Source organism: Micromonospora sp. NPDC049204 (assembly GCF_040647935.1).
Lineage (GTDB): Bacteria > Actinomycetota > Actinomycetes > Mycobacteriales > Micromonosporaceae > Micromonospora.
The window spans coordinates 262,852-280,450 of sequence record NZ_JBEZDC010000002.1 but is presented as its reverse complement, the minus strand read 5'-3'; the positions used below and the strand labels follow the sequence as shown (position 1 = coordinate 280,450).

Annotated in this window: 18 protein-coding genes; 6 read left to right on the top strand and 12 right to left on the bottom strand. The window is 70.7% G+C overall.

Annotated elements, in window-relative coordinates:
* Positions 1 to 114 precede the first annotated feature (114 nt).
* Positions 115 to 819: a cytidine deaminase gene (locus tag AB0A90_RS04325; protein WP_357241432.1), complete on the bottom strand. Its 705-nt coding sequence runs from the start codon at positions 817 to 819 to the stop codon at positions 115 to 117.
* 89 nt (positions 820 to 908) lie between these two features.
* On the opposite strand from AB0A90_RS04325, the gene AB0A90_RS04320 reads away from it, so the two are divergent.
* Both AB0A90_RS04320 and gap read left to right on the top strand, forming a co-directional pair.
* On the top strand, positions 909 to 1,502 hold the full coding sequence (locus AB0A90_RS04320) for a TetR/AcrR family transcriptional regulator (protein ID WP_357241429.1): 594 nt from the start codon (positions 909 to 911) through the stop codon (positions 1,500 to 1,502).
* A gap of 4 nt (positions 1,503 to 1,506) precedes the next feature.
* Positions 1,507 to 2,517 carry a type I glyceraldehyde-3-phosphate dehydrogenase gene (gap, locus tag AB0A90_RS04315; protein WP_357241425.1) on the top strand — a complete coding sequence of 337 codons (1,011 nt, stop codon included), beginning with the start codon at positions 1,507 to 1,509 and terminating at the stop codon, positions 2,515 to 2,517.
* An 89-nt stretch (positions 2,518 to 2,606) separates the two neighbouring features.
* Here the strand turns inward: gap and AB0A90_RS04310 are convergent, their stop codons facing one another.
* The 6 genes from AB0A90_RS04310 to AB0A90_RS04285 all read right to left on the bottom strand — a co-directional run bounded on the left by AB0A90_RS04310 (position 2,607) and on the right by AB0A90_RS04285 (position 9,844).
* Positions 2,607 to 3,887 carry an ABC transporter permease gene (locus AB0A90_RS04310; RefSeq protein WP_357241422.1) on the bottom strand — a complete coding sequence of 427 codons (1,281 nt, stop codon included), beginning with the start codon at positions 3,885 to 3,887 and terminating at the stop codon, positions 2,607 to 2,609.
* 3 nt (positions 3,888 to 3,890) lie between these two features.
* On the bottom strand, positions 3,891 to 5,255 hold the full coding sequence (locus tag AB0A90_RS04305; RefSeq protein WP_357241419.1) for an ABC transporter permease: 1,365 nt from the start codon (positions 5,253 to 5,255) through the stop codon (positions 3,891 to 3,893).
* A complete protein-coding gene (locus tag AB0A90_RS04300) occupies positions 5,252 to 6,799 on the bottom strand; it encodes an ABC transporter ATP-binding protein (RefSeq protein WP_357242370.1) in 1,548 nt (515 codons plus the stop codon). Before AB0A90_RS04300 ends, AB0A90_RS04305 begins: the two co-directional genes overlap by 4 nt.
* Positions 6,800 to 7,046: 247 nt before the next feature.
* Positions 7,047 to 8,114, bottom strand: a complete 1,068-nt coding sequence (locus AB0A90_RS04295; protein WP_357242367.1) for a BMP family ABC transporter substrate-binding protein — start codon at positions 8,112 to 8,114, stop codon at positions 7,047 to 7,049.
* A gap of 276 nt (positions 8,115 to 8,390) precedes the next feature.
* A complete protein-coding gene (locus AB0A90_RS04290; RefSeq protein WP_357242364.1) occupies positions 8,391 to 8,732 on the bottom strand; it encodes a hypothetical protein in 342 nt (113 codons plus the stop codon).
* Between the two features lie 101 nt (positions 8,733 to 8,833).
* Positions 8,834 to 9,844: a hypothetical protein gene (locus AB0A90_RS04285; protein WP_357241416.1), complete on the bottom strand. Its 1,011-nt coding sequence runs from the start codon at positions 9,842 to 9,844 to the stop codon at positions 8,834 to 8,836.
* Positions 9,845 to 9,939: 95 nt separating this feature from the next.
* On the opposite strand from AB0A90_RS04285, the gene AB0A90_RS04280 reads away from it, so the two are divergent.
* From AB0A90_RS04280 to AB0A90_RS04265, 4 genes are all read left to right on the top strand, one after another.
* The gene (locus AB0A90_RS04280) at positions 9,940 to 10,545 is read left to right on the top strand and encodes a TetR/AcrR family transcriptional regulator (RefSeq protein ID WP_357241413.1); all 606 of its coding nucleotides are present in this window, start codon (positions 9,940 to 9,942) and stop codon (positions 10,543 to 10,545) included.
* A 149-nt stretch (positions 10,546 to 10,694) separates the two neighbouring features.
* The gene (locus tag AB0A90_RS04275) at positions 10,695 to 11,741 is read left to right on the top strand and encodes a LacI family DNA-binding transcriptional regulator (RefSeq protein WP_357241410.1); all 1,047 of its coding nucleotides are present in this window, start codon (positions 10,695 to 10,697) and stop codon (positions 11,739 to 11,741) included.
* 32 nt (positions 11,742 to 11,773) lie between these two features.
* Positions 11,774 to 13,408, top strand: coding sequence for a glycoside hydrolase family 13 protein (locus AB0A90_RS04270; RefSeq protein ID WP_357241407.1), 1,635 nt, complete (start codon positions 11,774 to 11,776; stop codon positions 13,406 to 13,408).
* A 207-nt stretch (positions 13,409 to 13,615) separates the two neighbouring features.
* Positions 13,616 to 13,987: a VOC family protein gene (locus AB0A90_RS04265; protein WP_357241404.1), complete on the top strand. Its 372-nt coding sequence runs from the start codon at positions 13,616 to 13,618 to the stop codon at positions 13,985 to 13,987.
* Positions 13,988 to 13,999: 12 nt separating this feature from the next.
* Here the strand turns inward: AB0A90_RS04265 and AB0A90_RS04260 are convergent, their stop codons facing one another.
* The 5 genes from AB0A90_RS04260 to trpS all read right to left on the bottom strand — a co-directional run bounded on the left by AB0A90_RS04260 (position 14,000) and on the right by trpS (position 17,530).
* Complete coding sequence (locus AB0A90_RS04260; RefSeq protein ID WP_357241401.1) at positions 14,000 to 14,437, bottom strand: hypothetical protein; 438 nt, start codon at positions 14,435 to 14,437, stop codon at positions 14,000 to 14,002.
* Between the two features lie 80 nt (positions 14,438 to 14,517).
* Entirely contained in the window at positions 14,518 to 14,886 is a 369-nt protein-coding gene (locus AB0A90_RS04255; RefSeq protein ID WP_357241398.1) for a GntR family transcriptional regulator, read from the bottom strand.
* Between the two features lie 17 nt (positions 14,887 to 14,903).
* On the bottom strand, positions 14,904 to 15,830 hold the full coding sequence (locus AB0A90_RS04250) for a YhjD/YihY/BrkB family envelope integrity protein (RefSeq protein ID WP_357241395.1): 927 nt from the start codon (positions 15,828 to 15,830) through the stop codon (positions 14,904 to 14,906).
* 79 nt (positions 15,831 to 15,909) lie between these two features.
* Positions 15,910 to 16,491, bottom strand: a complete 582-nt coding sequence (locus AB0A90_RS04245; RefSeq protein ID WP_357241392.1) for a 2'-5' RNA ligase family protein — start codon at positions 16,489 to 16,491, stop codon at positions 15,910 to 15,912.
* Between the two features lie 13 nt (positions 16,492 to 16,504).
* Positions 16,505 to 17,530, bottom strand: coding sequence for a tryptophan--tRNA ligase (gene trpS / locus AB0A90_RS04240; RefSeq protein ID WP_357241389.1), 1,026 nt, complete (start codon positions 17,528 to 17,530; stop codon positions 16,505 to 16,507).
* Positions 17,531 to 17,599: the final 69 nt, after the last annotated feature.

Sequence of the window (17,599 nt, the reverse complement as noted above, 5' to 3'; positions counted from 1 at the left end):
GACCGGCGGCCCGTGCCCAGGTCAGGGCGGGGGCCGACCGTGCCCGGCGGAGGGATCAAGCCTGACCGCCCGGAGCCGGGCACGGTCGGCCCCCGCCCCCAACCGCAACCACAATCAACCCCAGCGAACCGGGATCTCCAAAGGCGGCTCACCCTCGCCAGCCCAGAAGATCGTGCCGGTCGCGTCGACCACCACCACACGCGGTGTCCGGGCCAGACCCCAGGTGATCGCCTCGGCCGGGTCGTCCCAGCTCGGCGCCTCCTCCAGCACACCGGTCTCGGCACCGACGTCGTCGCCGGCCGACCGCTCCCAGTACGCCGTCCAGACCTGCTGCCCGGCGGACATGTCCGGATGCACGAAGACGGTGCCGCGCCCACGCCAGGCGGCCAGCCGCTCCGGGACCACCGGCACCGGCGTCTCCCCGGTGACGGCCTCCAGGTCCTCCACACCGAAGGCGTGCGGCAGCAGCTCGGCCATCCGCAGCGGGCGGGTCTTGCTCTCGATCAGGCACTCCGGCCCGCCGTGCTCCCAGAGCAGCTGCCGGCAGCGACCGCACGGCATCAGCGGCTCACCTGTCGCGTCGACGCAGGACAGCGCGACGAGCCGACCGCCACCGGTGGCGTGCAGGCTGGAGACCACCCCGCACTCGGCGCAGAGGGTCACCCCGTACGCGGCGTTCTCCACGTTGCAGCCGACCACCACGCGGCCGTCGTCGACAAGCGCGGCCGCGCCGACCGGGAACGTCGAGTACGGCGCGTACGCGTGCCGCATCGCGTCGGTGGCGGCGGCCCGCAAGCGCGCCCAGTCAATGTCGGTCATGCCACCATTCTGCCCAAGCAGCCCAGGTCAGGAGCGGGCAGGGCGGGGTCCGCGGGCGGACTGTACCTACTGGTATGTACAGTGACGCTATGGACTCGCGACAACTACTCGTCGACACGATGGGGCAGCTCATGTGGGAGCGCGGCTACGCCGACACCAGCCCGCGTGACGTTCGCGAACGGTCCGGCGTGGGCCAGGGCAGCATGTACCACCACTTCCCGACCAAGCGGGATCTCGCGCTCGCCGCACTTGAGCGCAACGTCGCCGACCTGCTGCCGGCCGCGTCCGAACTCGACGGTCCGGGCGCCCCGATGTCTCGGATCGAGGCATACCTGATGCGTCCCCGCGACGCCCTCAAGGGCTGCAAGGTCGGCCGGATGACCCAGGACCCACAGGTCCGCGAGGACCCGGTGCTGCTCGCCCCGGTGGCGCGCGCGTTCGCCCAGGCCCGCGCCCGCTGGGTCACGGTGCTGCGCGAGGCCGTCGCGGCGGGCGAACTGCGGGACGACCTCAACCCCGAGCAACTCGCCAACACCCTGATGGCCGTCCTACAGGGCGGCTACGTGCTCGCGATCGCCCAGCAGGACCCCGGCCCGTTCGACGATGCCCGCGAAGGCGCTCTCAGCCTCCTTCGGGCGGCGGCACCAGCCGGGCTCGCCCACGAGAACAACAGGAGGAACTGACGCCATGACGGTACGCATCGGCATCAACGGGTTCGGACGGATCGGGCGCACCTACCTGCGCGCGGCCCTGGCCAACAACGCCGACGTCGAGGTGGTCGCGGTGAACGACCTCACCGATGCCCGCACGCTGGCCACCCTGCTCGAGTGGGACTCGGTCTCCGGCCATCTGGACGGCGTCGCCTACGACGGCGACGCGATCGCCGTTCAGGGCACGCGCATGAGGGTCTTCGCGCAGTCCGACCCGGCCACCATCCCCTGGGGGGACGTCGGCGCCGACGTCGTGATCGAGTCCACCGGCCACTTCACCGACGGCGGCGCGGCGGCGGCCCACCTCAAGGGCGGCGCGAGGAAGGTCATCATCTCGGCGCCGGCCAAGGGCGACGTCCCCACGTTCGTTCTCGGAGTGAACGACGAGAGCCTCGACCCGGACAGCCACGACGTCTTCTCCAACGGCTCCTGCACCACGAACTCGCTGGCACCGCTCGCGAAGGTGCTCAACGACTCGTTCGGCATCGAGTCGGGACTGATGACGACGATCCACGCCTACACGGGCGACCAGCGGCTCCACGACGCGCCACACTCCGACCTGCGCCGCGCCCGCGCGGCGGCCCTCTCGACAATCCCGACGTCGTCGGGCGCGGCGAAGGCGATCGGCAAGGTCATCCCGGAGCTCGACGGGCGCCTCACCGGCGCCGCACTGCGCGTACCTGTCGCGACGGGCTCGATCACCGACCTCACCGTGGTCCTCCGCCAGCGCGCCGACGTCCAGGACGTCAACGCGGCGTTCCGCGAGGCGGCCGCATCCCCGGGGCTGCGGCGCTACCTGCAGTACTCCGAGGCGCCCCTGGTCTCGGCGGACATCGTCGGCAACCCCTACTCGTCGATCTTCGACGCGCCGCTGACCGAGGCCGTCGGCAACCAGGTCAAGGTGTTCGGCTGGTACGACAACGAGTGGGGCTTCTCCAACCGCCTCGTGGAGTTCTCCGAGCGCATCGGAGCGACTGCGGCGGCCTGACGCACCACGGCGTACCCGGGACGTGTCCGGGTGGGCGAGCGCGCTGCGGCGTGCCCGGCGGGACGTCCCGCCGGGCACGCCTTCGCGCGTCAGCCCTTGATGTACGGCTTGCCGTCGGCGGCCGGTGCCCGGACCCGGCCGACCAGCCCGGCGACCGCCAGGATGGTCGCCAGGTAGGGCAGCATGGCCAGGAACTGGCTGGGGATCGAGCTGCTGATCGCGCCCAGGTAGGTGGCGAGCTGGTCGGCGAACCCGAAGAAGAGCGCGGCGAGCAGCGCGCCGGTCGGGTTCCACCGGCCGAAGATCAGCGCGGCCAGGGCGATGAAGCCCTTACCGCCGATCATGTTCTTGGTGAACGAGTAGAGCGCCAGCGTGTAGGAGGCGCCGCCGATGCCGGCGACCACCCCGGCCAGCAGCACGTTGCGGTAGCGCACCCGCAGCACCTTGACGCCGAGCGTGTCCGCGGCGATCGGGTGTTCGCCGACCGAGCGGGTCCGCAGACCCCACCGGGTCCGGAACAACCCGATGTGGATCACCAGCACCAGCAGCAGCCCGAGGTAGAGGAAGATGTTGCCGCGGAACAGCGCCGGCCCGAGCACCGGGATGTCCTTCAGCAGCGGGATCTCCCAGTTGCTGAAGCGGGGCGCGCTGTTGTATTTCGCCGCGTCGGTCTGCATCAGCCGCTCGTAGAGGAACCCGGTGACGCCGACCGCCAGCAGGTTCAGCACGATGCCCATGACGACCTGGTCGACCAGGTATCGGATCGCGAAGACGGCCAGCAGCAGCGAGATGAACGCGCCGCCGATGGCGGCGGCGACCAGGCCCACCCAGACGCTCCCGGAGATGCTGCCGAAGAGCGCGCCGCTGAAGGCGCCCATCAGCAACTGGCCCTCGATGGCCACATTGACCACGCCGGAACGTTCGCAGAGCACCCCGGCGAGCGCACCGAAGATCAACGGTAGGGCCAGGATGAACGTGCCCCGGATGATGTTGACCAGCGGCATGAAGTTCTGCCCGGCCGGCGCGGCGGAGACCTGCCAGCAGAGGAACGAGAGCACGAAGCCGACCAGCCCGACGCCGAGCACCGGGAGGAACCACCGCTTCGGTACCCCGGCGAGCAGCGCCGCGCCGGCGGCGATCGCGATGATCCCGAACAGGATCGCCCCGATCGTGCCGTTGATCTCCAGTGCGGCGCCGGCCGCGTCGTCGCTGAGGGTGAATCGGGCCTGCTGGTCGGTGGCGAGCGCGCCGAAGAGCACCGCGGCCAGCAGGCCGAGCCCCAGCAGTGTGAGGCCGACCTTGCGGCTTCGCGTCCAGAAGCCCTCGTCGACCGGGGCGACCGCGATGTCGGGGACAGCCATGGTGGACATGAGTTACCAGCCCTTCGCCAGGCTCGTCTGCAACCGGGCGGCGCGCGCGGCCCGGAGCTGGAAGATCGCCTTCACCAGGGCCGGCGCGGCGATGAAGATGACGATCAGCGCCTGGAGCACGGTCACCAGCTCCAGCGAGATCCCGGAGTACGACTGCATCCGGTTGCCGCCGGCCTGCAACGCCCCGAACAGCAACGCGGCCAGCAGCACCCCCCAGGGCTTCACCCGCCCCAGCAACGCCACCAGGATGCCGTCGAAGCCGATCTGCGCGACCACCAGCGGGGTCAACGCGCTGGCGGTCGAGCCCAGCACCATGTTCGAGCCACCGAGGCCCGCCAGGATGCCGGCGAAGACCATGATCAGGATGTACGTCCGCGTGACGCTGATGCCCGCGGTGCGGGCGGCGTCCGGGTTGGCGCCGACCGCCCGCAGCTCGAAGCCGAGCGTCGAACGGTTCAGCAGCCAGGCGACCCCCCAGGTGGCCAGCACGGCGATCAGGATGCCGGCGTGCACCCGCAGGTTGTCGCCGAGCAGTCGGGGCAGCTGGGCGGAGGTGTCCACCGCCTTGCTGATCGCGTCGGTACGGTTCGGGTCCTGCACGCCGTTCTGCACGATCAACCAGGTGAGGAAGTACGTGGCGACGTAGTTGAGCATGATCGTGTTGATCACCTCGTGCGCGCCGGCACGGGCCTTGAGGATGCCGGGGATGAAACCCCAGATCGCTCCGCCCAGAGCGCCGGCCAGCACCGCCACCAGCAGGTGCAGGCCGGGCGGCAGGGGCAGCAGGAAGCCGGCCAGGGCCGCCATGATCACACCGATGGTGGCCTGACCCTGGGCGCCGATGTTGAACAGGCCGCCCCGGAAGGCCAGCGCCACCGACAGGCCGGTGAAGACGAGCGGCGCGGCGTAGGTGAGCGTCTCCGAGATCGGCGCGAGCACGGCCTGCCAGCTACCGGTGCCGTTCACCCAGCCGGAGAACGCCTCGGGGTCGAAGACCGAACCCTTGAACAGGTTGGCGTACGCCTCGCTGACGAGCGTCCAGCTGGAGTTGATCGCGTCGGACGGTCGGGAGGTGATGTACGAGTACGTGGACAGCACGGTCGGATCAGAAATGATCATCAGCACCGCGCCGACCACGATCGCCAGCACCAGCGACAGCAGGGTCACCGTGAAGGTGTTGGCCGCCCAGAGGTTGTCCATGAACAACCGGCCCAGACTCGGCTTCTGCTCCGGCGTGGACGTTGAGCCGCCCGGCTCGGTCGCCACCTCGGCCCGTTCGGTGTTGCCGAGCGTGTTCTGCGCGGCCTGCGCCTCGCTCGCCGGCTCCTTGTCCGGCGAGCCGGGCTGCGGGGTTGGGGGGTTGGTCATGCCTCGTCCTCGCTCGCGGAGCCCGGGTCGCTCGCCGGGCTCCCGTCGGTGGCCGGCCCGTCGCTGGGCACGGCGTCCGGGTCGCGCTCGTGGGCCGCGTCCGGGCTGATGCCGGCCATCAGTAGGCCGATCTCCTCGCGCGGGGTGTCCGGGCCGACGATCCCGATGATCCGACCGCGGTACATGACGGCGATCCGGTCGGCCAGCCCGATCACCTCGTCGAGCTCGCTGGAGACCACCATGACGGCGGTGCCGATGTCCCGCTCGCGGATGATCTGGCTGTGGATGAACTCGATCGACCCGACGTCGACGCCACGGGTCGGCTGGGCGGCGATGAAGAGCTTCAGGGGCCGGGACAACTCCCGGGCCACGATCACCTTCTGCTGGTTGCCGCCGGAGAGGGTGCCGACCGCCGCGTCGGCCGATGAGGTACGGACGTCGAACTGCTCGATCCGCTCCTTCGCCGAGGCGGCGATCGCCTCCGGCTTCAGCGCGAGCCCGGCACCGAACGGCGGCCGGTCGTAGATGTCCAGCACCAGGTTCTCCGCGACGCTGAACTCCTTGACCAGGCCGTCCACGCTCCGGTCCTCGGGCACGTAGCCGACGCCCGCGCGGAGCACCTTCTTGGGCTTCCAGCCGTCGATCCGGTCCCCGACCAGGCTGACCGTGCCGGCGAGCACCGGGCGCAGGCCCATGATCGCCTCGATCAGCTCGGTCTGACCGTTGCCCTGTACGCCCGCCACGCCGAGCACCTCACCGGCGCGCACGGTCAGGTCGATGCCGTCGACCGCGCGGATCTGCCGGTCGTCGTCGACGACGAGCCCGGCCACCTCCAGCACCGGGTCGCCCGGCGTGGCCGGGGTCTTGTCCACGGTGAGCCGGACGTTGCGCCCGACCATCAGGGCCGCCAGCTCGTCCCGGCTGGCCTGCGGCGAGGCGGTGCCGACGGTCTTTCCGCGTCGGATCACCGTGATCCGGTCGGCGATGGCCTTGACCTCGCCCAGCTTGTGGGTGATGAAGACGATCGACTTGCCGGCCGCCTTGAGCGACCGCATGACCGTCAACAGTTCCTCGGTCTCCTGCGGCGTGAGCACGGCGGTCGGCTCGTCCAGGATGAGCAGGTCGACGTCGCGGGTGAGCGCCTTGACGATCTCGACACGCTGCTGGATGCCGACCGGCAGGTCCTCGATCACGGCGTCCGGGTCGACCCGCAGGTTGTAGCGCTCGGACACCTCGGTGACCTCGCGCCGGGCGCGACGGCGGTCCAGGAAGCCGGCGATGCCGCCCCGGGTCTGCTCGGCGCCGAGCATGATGTTTTCGGCGACGGTGAAGACCGGCACCAGCATGAAGTGCTGGTGCACCATGCCGATCCCGGCGCCGATCGCGTCGGACGGGCCCTTCAGCTTCAACGGCTTGCCGTCGACCAGGATCTCGCCCTCGTCGGGCTGGTAGAGCCCGTAGAGCACGTTCATCAGTGTCGACTTGCCCGCGCCGTTCTCGCCGAGCAGGGCGTGAATCTCTCCAGGCTCCACCGTCAGGTCGATGTGGTCGTTGGCGACCAGATCACCGAACCGCTTGGTGATGCCGCGCAGTTCGAGTCTCAGCGCAACCTCCTGGAGTGCGAGCGATGGTGCAGCCTAGCTGCCGTCGACCCGACCGGAGCGGCCGGTTGACGTGGTGCGCGATCGGCCGCTCCGACCCCACGGTCACCCGCGGGGCCAGAGCGGCCGGTCGGTCGTACCTGTCCCCCGCCGACCCCCCGATGATCTCATTGGAGGGGCCAGCCGGTCGTCACTTGGTCGGCTGGGCCTTCGAGGTGACGGTGATGGTGCCGGCGGCGATGTCCGCCTTGATCTTGTCGACCTCGGCCTTCAGCTCGGCCGGAACCTTGCTGTCGAAGTCGTGGTACGGGGCGATCGAGACACCACTGTTGGCCAGGGTGCCGACGAAGCCCGGCTTGGCCGGCAGCTTGTCACCGGCGGCGGCCTTCACCACAGCCTCCTTGACGGCGTCCGGGATGTTCTTCACCACGGTGGTGATGATCGCCGAGCAGTCCGGGGTGCTCTCGCAGCCGTCGACGTCCACCCAGATGGTGCTGTACTTGCCACCCGAGGCCTTGGCCGCGGCGGTGGTGCCGAGGCCGGAGCCGCCGGCGACCGGCATGATGATGTCCGCGCCCTGGGCGACCAGCGCGTCGGAGACCTTCTTGCCCTCGTCCTGCTTGGCGAAGTCGTTGGTGAAGGAGCCCTTCTGGGTCTCCTTGTTCCAACCCAGCGCCTGGACGTTCTTGCCCTTGGTGGTGTTGAAGTACTTCACACCGTCGACGAAGCCGTCCATGAAGATGGTGACCGGCGGGATCGGTAGACCACCGTAGGTGCCCACCTTGCCGGTCTTGGTCATTCCGGCGGCCAGGTAGCCGGCCTGGAACGCGGCCTGCGCGGTGTCGAACTGCATCGGGTAGACGTTCTCCAGCTCGGAGCCGGAGTCCACGATGCCGAACTCCTGGTTCGGGTTCGCCGTCGCGATCTTCTTGGTGGCGTTGGCCATCAGGCCACCGACCGCCAGGATGAAGTTGCACTTCTGGTTGACGTACTGCGTCAGGTTCGGCTCGTAGTCGGCCTCGGCCTTCGACGCGACGAACTTGATGTCGATGTTGTCGTTGGCGGCCTTGGCCTCCTGCAGACCCTTCCAGGCCGAGGTGTTGAACGACTTGTCGTCGATGCCGCCGACGTCGGTCACCATGCAGGCGCTGAACTTCTTGGCGCCACTGCCGGCGTTGTTGTCATCCTTGGGGGCCTCGCCACAAGCGGCGGCGGTGAGCGCGAGCCCACCCACCGCGAAGATCGAGGCGATCCGCATCCCACGCACCGAGCGCAAGACGTCTCCTTCCCATTGCTCACCGCGCCTAGTGCGGTGGCAGCCCATCAGCCGACCTGCGGTGTGCCGCCGGCTGTCCCACGTTACGGACGGGAGCGTACGCCCGCGCCCACCCACCGGCCGACAATCGTGCACGACTGTTGAGCGCCTGTTACCCGGGTGTAACCCTTGCGTGGGGCAAGTCACGCTTCGTGCTGGTAAGCGAGTCCCAGGGCGTCCGCAACGTCCGGATTTTCGGGGCCGGTCCCTCCTCGGACGTTACCGCCAAAAGACCGCGACCGCCGCGTTGACCAGGGTCAGACCGACGATCGCGAGGAAATGACCACGGTTTACCACGTCCCGCTTCCGGGAGAAGAAGACCATGACGAAGATCAGCAGCGCGATGACCAACTTCGTCACAAGTTTCGCCGGCGCCGGCTCGTCGCCGTCGCGCAGCGGCGCGGAGAGGCCGAGCCCGGTCAGCAACTGGATCACCGCCCCCCAGAGCATCGCCGGGTTGATCCGGATCCGGCCACTGAGGTACTGGGCGATCGAGCCGCCGAGCAGCAGGGCGAAGCCGATCAGATGGACATAGAGGAGGATGAGTCGCAGTGCTTCCACGTCGCTCATCCTCCCCTATCAACGACAGTTTGTAGTAGGGGGGCGCGCCGACCCGGCACGCCCCGCCCGACGAGCAGGCACCCGGCCTGCGGCCGGACCGATCAGGCCGCGGCCACCGCGGAGCGCTCGGCCGCCGCCGGTCCGCCGACCACCGGCGCCGATCCGGCCCGCCGGGCGAATAGCACCAGGAGCAGCCCCGCCACTGCGTACCCGGCGAGGATCGCCACCGCCTGCCCGGCACCGGCGCCATCGAAGAAGGCGGCGGAGCGCAGCGCGGTGCCGCCCGCGCCGACCGGCAGCCACTGCCCGATCTCGCCCCAGGGCTGCGGCAACAGTTCGGGAGCGGCGGAGACAGCCGAGAGCGGGTTGCCGACCAGGAACACCAGCAGCGCGCCGAGGCCGATCCCCGGCCGGCCGAGCACCGCACCCAGCCCGGCGACGGTGGCCGCGGCGGCGAGCGTGAAGAGGCCGATCATGCCCCCCTCGGCGAGCCGGCTCCCGTCGATCACGCCAAGCCAGTCGTGCAGCACGACAACCCCCGCCACCCCGGCGAGCACGGCGTAGGCCGCCAACCCGGCCAGCCGGGCGGTCCGCCCGCGCACGAGCAGGGTCAGCAGCGCACCGGCCAGCAGGCTGGTCATGGCGAACGGCAGGAAGCCGGCGGCGAATCCGGCACCCCGGGGGTCGTCCGGATCGGCGGGGACCACCGACACCACCGGGACCGGCCGGCCGCCGGAGACCTGCCCGGCCGCCTCAGCGAGAAGTACGGCGACCATCGGGCTGGCGGCCGGCGCGGTGTGCAGGGCCACACCGTCCGGGCCGGCGACGAAGGCCGCGTAGACCTCGCGGTCGCGCAGCGCCCGGTCGGCCGCTTCGGCGTCCGGCAGGGTGGTCACCACGAACGCGCCGGGCCGGGCCGCGGCGAGCCGGCCGCCCAGGTCTCCGGCCACGGGTGCCGGCCCAGCAACGGCGATCGGCAGGTCGCGGGGGGCGAGGTTGGCCGCCGGAGCGGCGAAGAGCGGTACGAGCAGCGCCTGCACCGCCACCGCCAGGAGGGCGACCAGGAGGGCGAGCTGCAACGGCGAACGGCTGCGGGTGGGTGACGGGGGCATGGCAATCTCCTAAAACGAACGCTCGTTCTTTGTAGAAGAGTGCGCCGCGAGCCGCCGCTGCGTCAAGAACGAGTGTTCGCTTTACACTGTGCGACGTGCCACGGGTCTCCGAAGAACACCGCACCGCCCGCCGCCGGCAGATCGTCGAGGCCGCCCGCCGGTGCTTCCTGCGGGAGGGCTTCCATCGCACCTCGATGCAGGACGTGATCGCCGAGGCCGATCTCTCGGTGGGCGCGGTCTACCGCTACTTCCCGAGCAAGACCGACCTGATCAACGCGATCGCCGAGCAGGCGATCGGCGGCGCGGGTCAGGTGCTCACCGAGCTGACCCGGCAGGACCCGCCACTGCCGCTGCTGGCGGTGCTCGACCGGGTGCTGGCGTACGTCGAGACCCAGCTCGACGAGGATGGTGCGCTGCGCATCGCGATCCAGGTCTGGGGCGAGTCGCAGCGCGACCCGGCACTGGCTGTCTTCGTCGCCGACACATACACGGGCTTCCGTGAGCACTTCACGGCCCTGGTCCGGCGGGCCCAGCGGTCCGGCGAACTCCCCGCCCACGCCGACCCGGAGGCCACCGGGGCTGCGCTGTTCGGCCTGGTCCCGGGCTGGTTCATCCAGCGCCTGCTGACCGGCGTCCCGGACCGCGCGGCCTACCTGACCGGAGTGGCGGCCCTGCTCGGCGCGACCCCGCGATCGTCCTGAACCCCCGCGTCGAACCTTCGCACCGACCAGCAGGGGCGCGAGCCCGAGCTCAGCTCTCGCATGCTGCGGGGGCACAGCAAGGCGTTGCAGATTATGGAAGGGCTTGCAGAGCACGCGGCAAGAACTTGCCGGTGGGCTAAAGTGCCGCCATGCGCGCTCGACTGTCCGACATCGCCCAGCAGGCCGAAGTCAGCGAGGCCACGGTGTCGCGGGTGCTCAACGACCGCCCCGGCGTGGCGCCGGAGACCCGGCAGGCCGTCCTCACCGCACTGGACGTGCTCGGCTACGAGCGCCCGGCCCGGCTGCGCAAGCGCAGCGCCGGGCTGGTCGGCCTGGTGGTGCCGGAGCTGGACAACCCGATCTTCCCCGCCTTCGCCCAGGTCATCGAGTCGACCCTGGCGCAGAGCGGGTTCACCCCGGTGCTCTGCACCCAGACCGCCGGCGGCGTGACCGAGGACGAGTACGTGGAGATGCTGCTGGACCGGCAGGTCTCCGGCATCGTCTTCGTCTCCGGTCTGCACGCCGACACCGCCGCCAACCACGACCGCTACCGGGCGCTGCTCGCCCGGCCGCTGCCGGTGGTGATGATCAATGGACACGTGCCGGACGTCGGCGCCCCCTTCGTCTCCTGTGACGACCGGGAGGCCGCCGAACTGGCCGTCGCCCACCTGGTCGCGCTCGGGCACCGACGGATCGGCCTGATCACCGGCCCGGACCGGTTCGTTCCGGTGCAGCGCAAGGTGTCCGGCTGGCGCTCGGCGATGACCCGACTCGCCGGTGTGGCGGAGGCCAACCTCGGCCCACTGGCCGAGCTGTCGCTGTTCGGTGTGGAGGGTGGCGAGGCGGCGGCCGGCCGGCTGCTCGACCGCGGCGTCACCGGCATGGTCTGCGGCTCCGACCTGATGGCGCTCGGCGCGATCCGGGCGGCCCGCCAACGCGGCCTCCGGGTGCCCGACGACGTCTCCGTGGTCGGCTACGACGACTCGCCGCTGATGGCGTTCACCGACCCGCCGTTGACCACCATGCGGCAACCGGTCACCGCGATGGCGGTGGCCGCCGTCCGCGCCCTGGTGGACGAGATCAACGGGTACGGCGCTCCGCACTCGGAGTACCTGTTCCGCCCGGAGCTGGTGGTGCGCGGCTCCACCGCGGTCGCGCCGAGCACCGCGCGTCTGCCTTACGCAAGATCTGCTTGACTCTTGCAGCTCCGGGGCGGCATATTGCTCCGATGATCAGCACCGCCACCCCGCCGCACACCGATGATCACCGCTGGTGGCGTTCCGCGGTCGTCTACCAGGTGTACGTCCGCAGCTTCGCCGACAGCGACGGCGACGGCACCGGCGATCTCCAGGGCATTCGGCAACGCCTGCCGTACCTGCGCGACCTCGGGGTGGACGCGCTCTGGCTGACACCCTTCTACACCTCCCCGATGATCGACGGCGGGTACGACGTCGCCGACTACCGGGACGTCGACCCGATGTTCGGCACCCTCACCGACTTCGACGCGATGATCACCGACGCGCACGCCCTCGGTCTGCGGATCATCGTCGACCTGGTGCCCAACCACACCTCCCACGCGCACCCGTGGTTCACCGCCGCCCTCGCCGCCGGCCCCGGCTCGCCGGAGCGGGCCCGCTACCTCTTCGCCGAGGGCCAGGGCACGCACGGCGAACTGCCCCCGAACGACTGGGAGAGCATCTTCGGCGGCCCCGCCTGGACCCGGGTCGCCGACGGCCAGTGGTACCTGCACCTGTTCGATCCCGCCCAGCCGGACCTGAACTGGCGTCACCCGGAGGTCCGTGCCGAATTCGAGGACGTGCTGCGGTTCTGGCTGGACCGGGGCGTGGACGGATTCCGCGTCGACGTGGCACACGGCATGATCAAGGCCGAGGGGCTGCCGGACGTCGGCTTCAGCACGACGACCACCGGCCAGCGCCAGGTCGAGCTGCTCGGCAGGGGCCGGCTCCCCTACTTCGACCAGGACGAGGTGCACGAGATCTACCGCGCCTGGCGACCCATCCTGGACAGCTACCCCGGGGGTCGGATGGCGGTCGCCGAGGCGTGGGCCGAGACGCCCCAGCGCCTGGCCCGCTACATCGGTCCGGACGAGTTGCACCAGGCCTTCAGCTTCGACTTCCTCGACGCCACCTGGTCGGCCGACTCGTTCCGCAAGGTGATCGACACGGCTCTGGCCGAGGCGAGCGTCGTCGGAGCGCCGACCACCTGGGTGCTGTCCAACCACGACAAGCAGCGGCACGTCACCCGCTACGGCGACGGTGTCGAAGGGCTGCGCCGGGCCCGCGCCGCCAGCCTGCTGATGCTCGCCCTGCCCGGCTGCGCCTACCTGTACCAGGGCGAGGAACTGGGCCTGCCGGAGGTCCTCGATCTTCCGGACGAGTTGCGCCAGGACCCGGCGTTCCTGCGCACCGGCGAGAGCCGCGACGGCTGCCGGGTGCCCATCCCGTGGAGCGGCGAGCTGGCCCCGTACGGCTTCGGCCCGGCCGGTAGCGAGCTGAGCTGGCTCCCCGCCCCGGCAACCTGGCGGGCACTGTCCGTCAGCGCGCAGACCGGTGTGCCCGACTCGACGTTGGAGCTGTACCGGACCGCGCTGCGGATCCGCCACCAGCACCCGGCGTTGGCCGACGAGGCCGACGGGATCACCTGGCTGGAGAGCGAGCCGGGCGTGCTGGCCTTCACCCGCATCGCCGGCGACAGCACGCTGATCTGCGTGGTCAACCTCAGCGGCACGCCGGTCAGGATCGACGGGTACGGTCAGCCGCTCGTCGCCAGCGACGCGCTCACCGGACCGGACGGCGACCACCTGCTGCCGATTGACGCGGCTGCCTGGTTACAACGGCGCTGAACGGGTAACAACCACTCGACCTGGTCGTTCGTTGTGCCCCGCGCCGACGGGCGGCTGGGCTACCGACCCCTTGTGGTGGGGGGTGAGGTGTCACCGGCGCCACGCGGAGATCGCTCCGCGTGGCGCCGGTGTCCGTGTGGCCGCTGGCGGTGTGGCGCGCACCCGTCGTGGGTACCGCATCGGACACCGTCGCTACGGAGGTGACCGATGGGGGTACGGATCGCGCAGTGCACGCTCGATGTCGAGGATCTGGACGTGATGGTCACGTTCTGGTCCGCGGCGCTCGGCTACGAGGTCGAACGGGGCGACGACGGCAGCGCCAGGCTCTGGCCACCGGGGCGGACGCCGGCCACCGCCCCCACCGTGTGGTTGCAGGGCTCGGGCACCGCCAAGCGGGGCAAGAACCGAATGCACCTCGACCTGGTCGCGGACGCGGACCCCGAAACCGAGGTACGACGGCTGCTGAGCCTCGGTGCGCGGCACGTCGACGTCGGGCAGACCGGGACCGAACGGTTCACAGTGCTCGCCGACCCGGAGGGCAACGAGTTCTGCGTGCTGGACGGTCCGCCGACCCGCTGACGGCCCCCGCTGTCACTTCGCGGTGAGCAGCGCCGCGATCCGGGTGAAGCCGTCGCGTACCTCGGCCTCGTCCGGCGGCTCGGTGGGCGCGCCGTGGCCGGCCTCGTCGGCGGCCGCGTCCAACTCCTCGTCGATCACGTCCTCGAAGTCGCCGTACAGGTCGGCGCCCTCGACCTGGCGGGCCTCGTCCTCGGCGGCGACCTGCGCGGCGGCGATCTCACTGCGGATCTCGTCGGCGGACAGTGCCGGCAGCAACGGCTCCACGACCGCCATCAGTTGCTCCTCGGCCACCACCGCCTCGGCCAGCGCCAACGCGTGCGGCCGCTCGTACGGCCCGCAGACCACCGGCTCCCACTCGTCGAGGTCACCGAGCGGACCGAAGGTGATGATCCAGGGCAGCCCGAGGAGCGGCGAGTCGGCCGGCAGGTCCAGTGTCATGAGTGCGCCCACCGGCTCATCATGGTCCGCGAACGCGAGCGTCGGCGGCTTTCGGCTCAGTTTCCGCCCGTCCGGTGGGCGGTCGGCGACGGTCAGCCGGGGCGGACGGCGTCCAGAGCGGCGCGGACCAGGGCGAGCGCGGTGGCCGGCGGCACGCCGAGCCGGGCCGCCTCGGCCGCATAGCCGGCCGCCGCCCGCTGGAGCCGGTCGACGGCGTCGTCCCGCCCGGGGGCGACGAACGTGCCGTTGCGCCCTCGGGTCTCCAGCAACCCCGCCGCCTCCAACTCCCGGTACGCCCGGGCCACCGTGTTCGCGGCCAGCCCGAGGTCGGCGGCGAGCTGCCGGACGGTGGGCAGTCGACACCCGACCGGCAGCCGACCGTCGCCGATCAGCTCGGCTAGTTGCCCCCTGACCTGCTCGTACGGCGGCACCGACGAGTCCGCGTCGACCGAGATCAGCATCTGTACGCCTTCCGTCCTCAGCTCGCACCGCCTGGCGTACCGGGATCGGTGTCCTCGTCGACCACGCCCGCCGGGACGGCGGCCTCCGCCAGGTCCACGACCCGACCGTTCCTGCTGGTGGCGAGGAGCGCGGCACCGAAGAGCACCAGTTGGTTGAGCAGATAGAGGTACAGCAGCAGCCCGACGGCGCCGGCCACCACCGTGTACGCCGGATTCCGCTCGGTACGCACCACGTAGTACCGCCCCACCGTGTTCAACAGGGTGATGCCGACGGCCACCAACAGCACCACCGGGCGCAACCGGGACCGGCTCATCCGCAGCCGGGGCACCGCGAGGAGCAACGCGGTGGCGAGGACCGCGTTGACGAGCACGCTGAGCACCGCGCTGATCGTGGTGAGACCCACCGACCCGGTGCTGCGCAGCAGGAAACGCAGAAACGACTCCAGCGCGTCCACCGCCGCGACCGAGAGGCCGAGCAGCACGAAGATGCCGATCATCACGCCCAGGTCGACCAGCCGCCGGATCACCAGATTGCCCGGCTGCTGGTTGAGGTCGTACATCAGCCGCTGCGAGGAGCGGATGGCCTCCACCCAGCCGATCCCGGTGAAGACCAGGATGACCAGGCCGACCACACCGACCGTGCCGCTGGAGTTGGCGATCTGCTCGGCGTCCAGGAAGGGCAGGTTCTCCTTGAGGAAATCGGCTGCCGCCGCACTGACGTCGTCGTTGTCCTCCAGGATCGCGCCGAAGATGGAGAACGCGACAAGGGCGAGGGCGAACACCGCGAAGAAGCCGTAGTAGGCGATCGCGGCGGCCAGCCGCCCGGCCAGCACCTCGCCGTACAGGGTGCCGGCGCGCCACACGTGATCGAAGAGCCCCGACCGGTGGCGCGCGGCGCTCACCCAGCGGTCGATGCCCGCTTCGATCCAGCCGATCACGTTCACGCGATCATCCTCGCCGATCTCCCACCGCCGTAGTGGCAACCGGCTTCCGATGCGCACCGACCGGCGCGTCGCCGACGGTTCAGGTGCCGAGGCGGAAGTCCCGACGCGGCTGCCACCGGGCCTCCCCGCTGTGCGAGAAGAGAGTGAACGCGTCGACCTCGAACATCGCGGAGAAGTCGGCCAGATCCTCGTACACCCGGTCCAGTGTCTCCGGTGCCACGTCCTGCGCCACGGTGACGTGCGGATGGTACGGGAAGCGGGCCTTGCGGTGTAGGTCCGGCGTCGAGGTGATGGCGGCGGCCAGCAACTCACACTCGCTGATGCCGGCTGCCACCGCGACGAACACCACCTGGGTGACCGGACGGAACGTACCGGTGCCCCGCAGGTGCAGCGCGAACGGCAGGTGCGTGGCGGCGACGGCGGCCAGGTGCCGCTCGACGGCGGGCAGGCTCGTCGTCTGGATCTCGGTCGGCCCGAGCAACGTCACGTGCGCGGGCACCGCGAGTGGGTCGCCGGCCTCGACCCGGCGCCTGGTGAGCTGGGCACCCCAGGGCTCGGGAATGTCCACCGCGATGCCGATCTGGATGGTGTCGCCGGTCGGCGGCACCCCGCCACTGCGATCCACGCTTCGCGCCGCCCCTCCGGCCACCGACCCGTTCATCTGTCCCGCGGAGCTACTCGCCGCGCACGGGCGGGAAGAACCCGACCCGCTCGTACGTGGACCGTAGGGTCGCCGCCGCCACCGCGCGGGCCTTCTCCGCGCCGGCGGCGAGCAGCTTGTCCAACTGGGCCGGGTCGTCGAGGTACGCGCGGGTGCGCTCCTGGACGGGACGGACGAACTCCGCCACCACCTCGGCCAACTCCTTCTTCAGGTCGCCGTAGCCGCGGCCGGCGAACGCGGCCACCAACTCGTCGATGCCGCGGCCACTGAGCGCCGAGTGGATGGTCAGCAGATTGGACACCCCCGGCTTCGTCTCGGCGTCGAAGACGATCTCCCGACCGGTGTCCGTGACCGCCGACCGGATCTTCTTCGCGGACCGCGCCGGATCGTCCAACAGGTCGATGATGCCGGCCGGTGAGGACGACGACTTCGACATCTTCGCCGTCGGGTCCTGCAGGTCGGTGATCTTCGCGGTGTCCTTGACGATGTGCGGGGCGGGCACCGTGAACGTCGGGCCGAACAGCGAGTTGAACCGCTGGGCCAGATCCCGGGACAGCTCCAGGTGCTGGCGCTGGTCCTCGCCGACCGGCACCGCGTTGGCCTGGTAGAGCAGGATGTCGGCGGCCTGCAGGACCGGGTAGGTGAACAGCCCGACGCTGGCCCGCTCGTTGCCCTGCTTCTGCGACTTGTCCTTGAACTGGGTCATCCGGCTGGCCTCACCGAAGCCGGTGATGCAGCCGAGCACCCAGGCCAACTGCGGGTGCTCGGGCACCTGCGACTGCACGAACAGGGTGCTGCGCTCCGGGTCGAGCCCGACCGCGAAGAGCTGGGCGGCGGCCACCCGGGTCCGTTGGCGCAGCAGCGCCGGGTCGTGCCCCGCGGTGATGGCGTGCAGGTCGACCACGCAGTAGAACGCGTCGTGGGTTTCCTGCAACGCCACCCAGTGCCGCACCGCGCCCAGATAGTTGCCGAGGTGGAACGAGTCGGCCGTCGGCTGGATGCCGGAGAAGACGCGGGGACGGGCGGGAACGTCGGACATGGCGATAATTCTGTCAGCAAGCAACCGGGTCCGTCATGACGGGCCGGCGGGTCGGCCGTGGCCCGCCGG

Coding starts and splice junctions, on each gene's coding strand:
- AB0A90_RS04270 (WP_357241407.1), top strand. CDS start 11,774: ATGATCAGCACCGCCACCCCGCCGCACACCGATGATCACCGCTGGTGG.
- AB0A90_RS04310 (WP_357241422.1), bottom strand. CDS start 3,887: ATGTCCACCATGGCTGTCCCCGACATCGCGGTCGCCCCGGTCGACGAG.
- AB0A90_RS04305 (WP_357241419.1), bottom strand. CDS start 5,255: ATGACCAACCCCCCAACCCCGCAGCCCGGCTCGCCGGACAAGGAGCCG.
- AB0A90_RS04255 (WP_357241398.1), bottom strand. CDS start 14,886: ATGCTGATCTCGGTCGACGCGGACTCGTCGGTGCCGCCGTACGAGCAG.
- AB0A90_RS04245 (WP_357241392.1), bottom strand. CDS start 16,491: ATGAACGGGTCGGTGGCCGGAGGGGCGGCGCGAAGCGTGGATCGCAGT.
- AB0A90_RS04275 (WP_357241410.1), top strand. CDS start 10,695: ATGCGCGCTCGACTGTCCGACATCGCCCAGCAGGCCGAAGTCAGCGAG.
- AB0A90_RS04265 (WP_357241404.1), top strand. CDS start 13,616: ATGGGGGTACGGATCGCGCAGTGCACGCTCGATGTCGAGGATCTGGAC.
- AB0A90_RS04320 (WP_357241429.1), top strand. CDS start 909: ATGGACTCGCGACAACTACTCGTCGACACGATGGGGCAGCTCATGTGG.
- AB0A90_RS04325 (WP_357241432.1), bottom strand. CDS start 819: ATGACCGACATTGACTGGGCGCGCTTGCGGGCCGCCGCCACCGACGCG.
- gap (WP_357241425.1), top strand. CDS start 1,507: ATGACGGTACGCATCGGCATCAACGGGTTCGGACGGATCGGGCGCACC.
- trpS (WP_357241389.1), bottom strand. CDS start 17,530: ATGTCCGACGTTCCCGCCCGTCCCCGCGTCTTCTCCGGCATCCAGCCG.
- AB0A90_RS04295 (WP_357242367.1), bottom strand. CDS start 8,114: ATGCGGATCGCCTCGATCTTCGCGGTGGGTGGGCTCGCGCTCACCGCC.
- AB0A90_RS04285 (WP_357241416.1), bottom strand. CDS start 9,844: ATGCCCCCGTCACCCACCCGCAGCCGTTCGCCGTTGCAGCTCGCCCTC.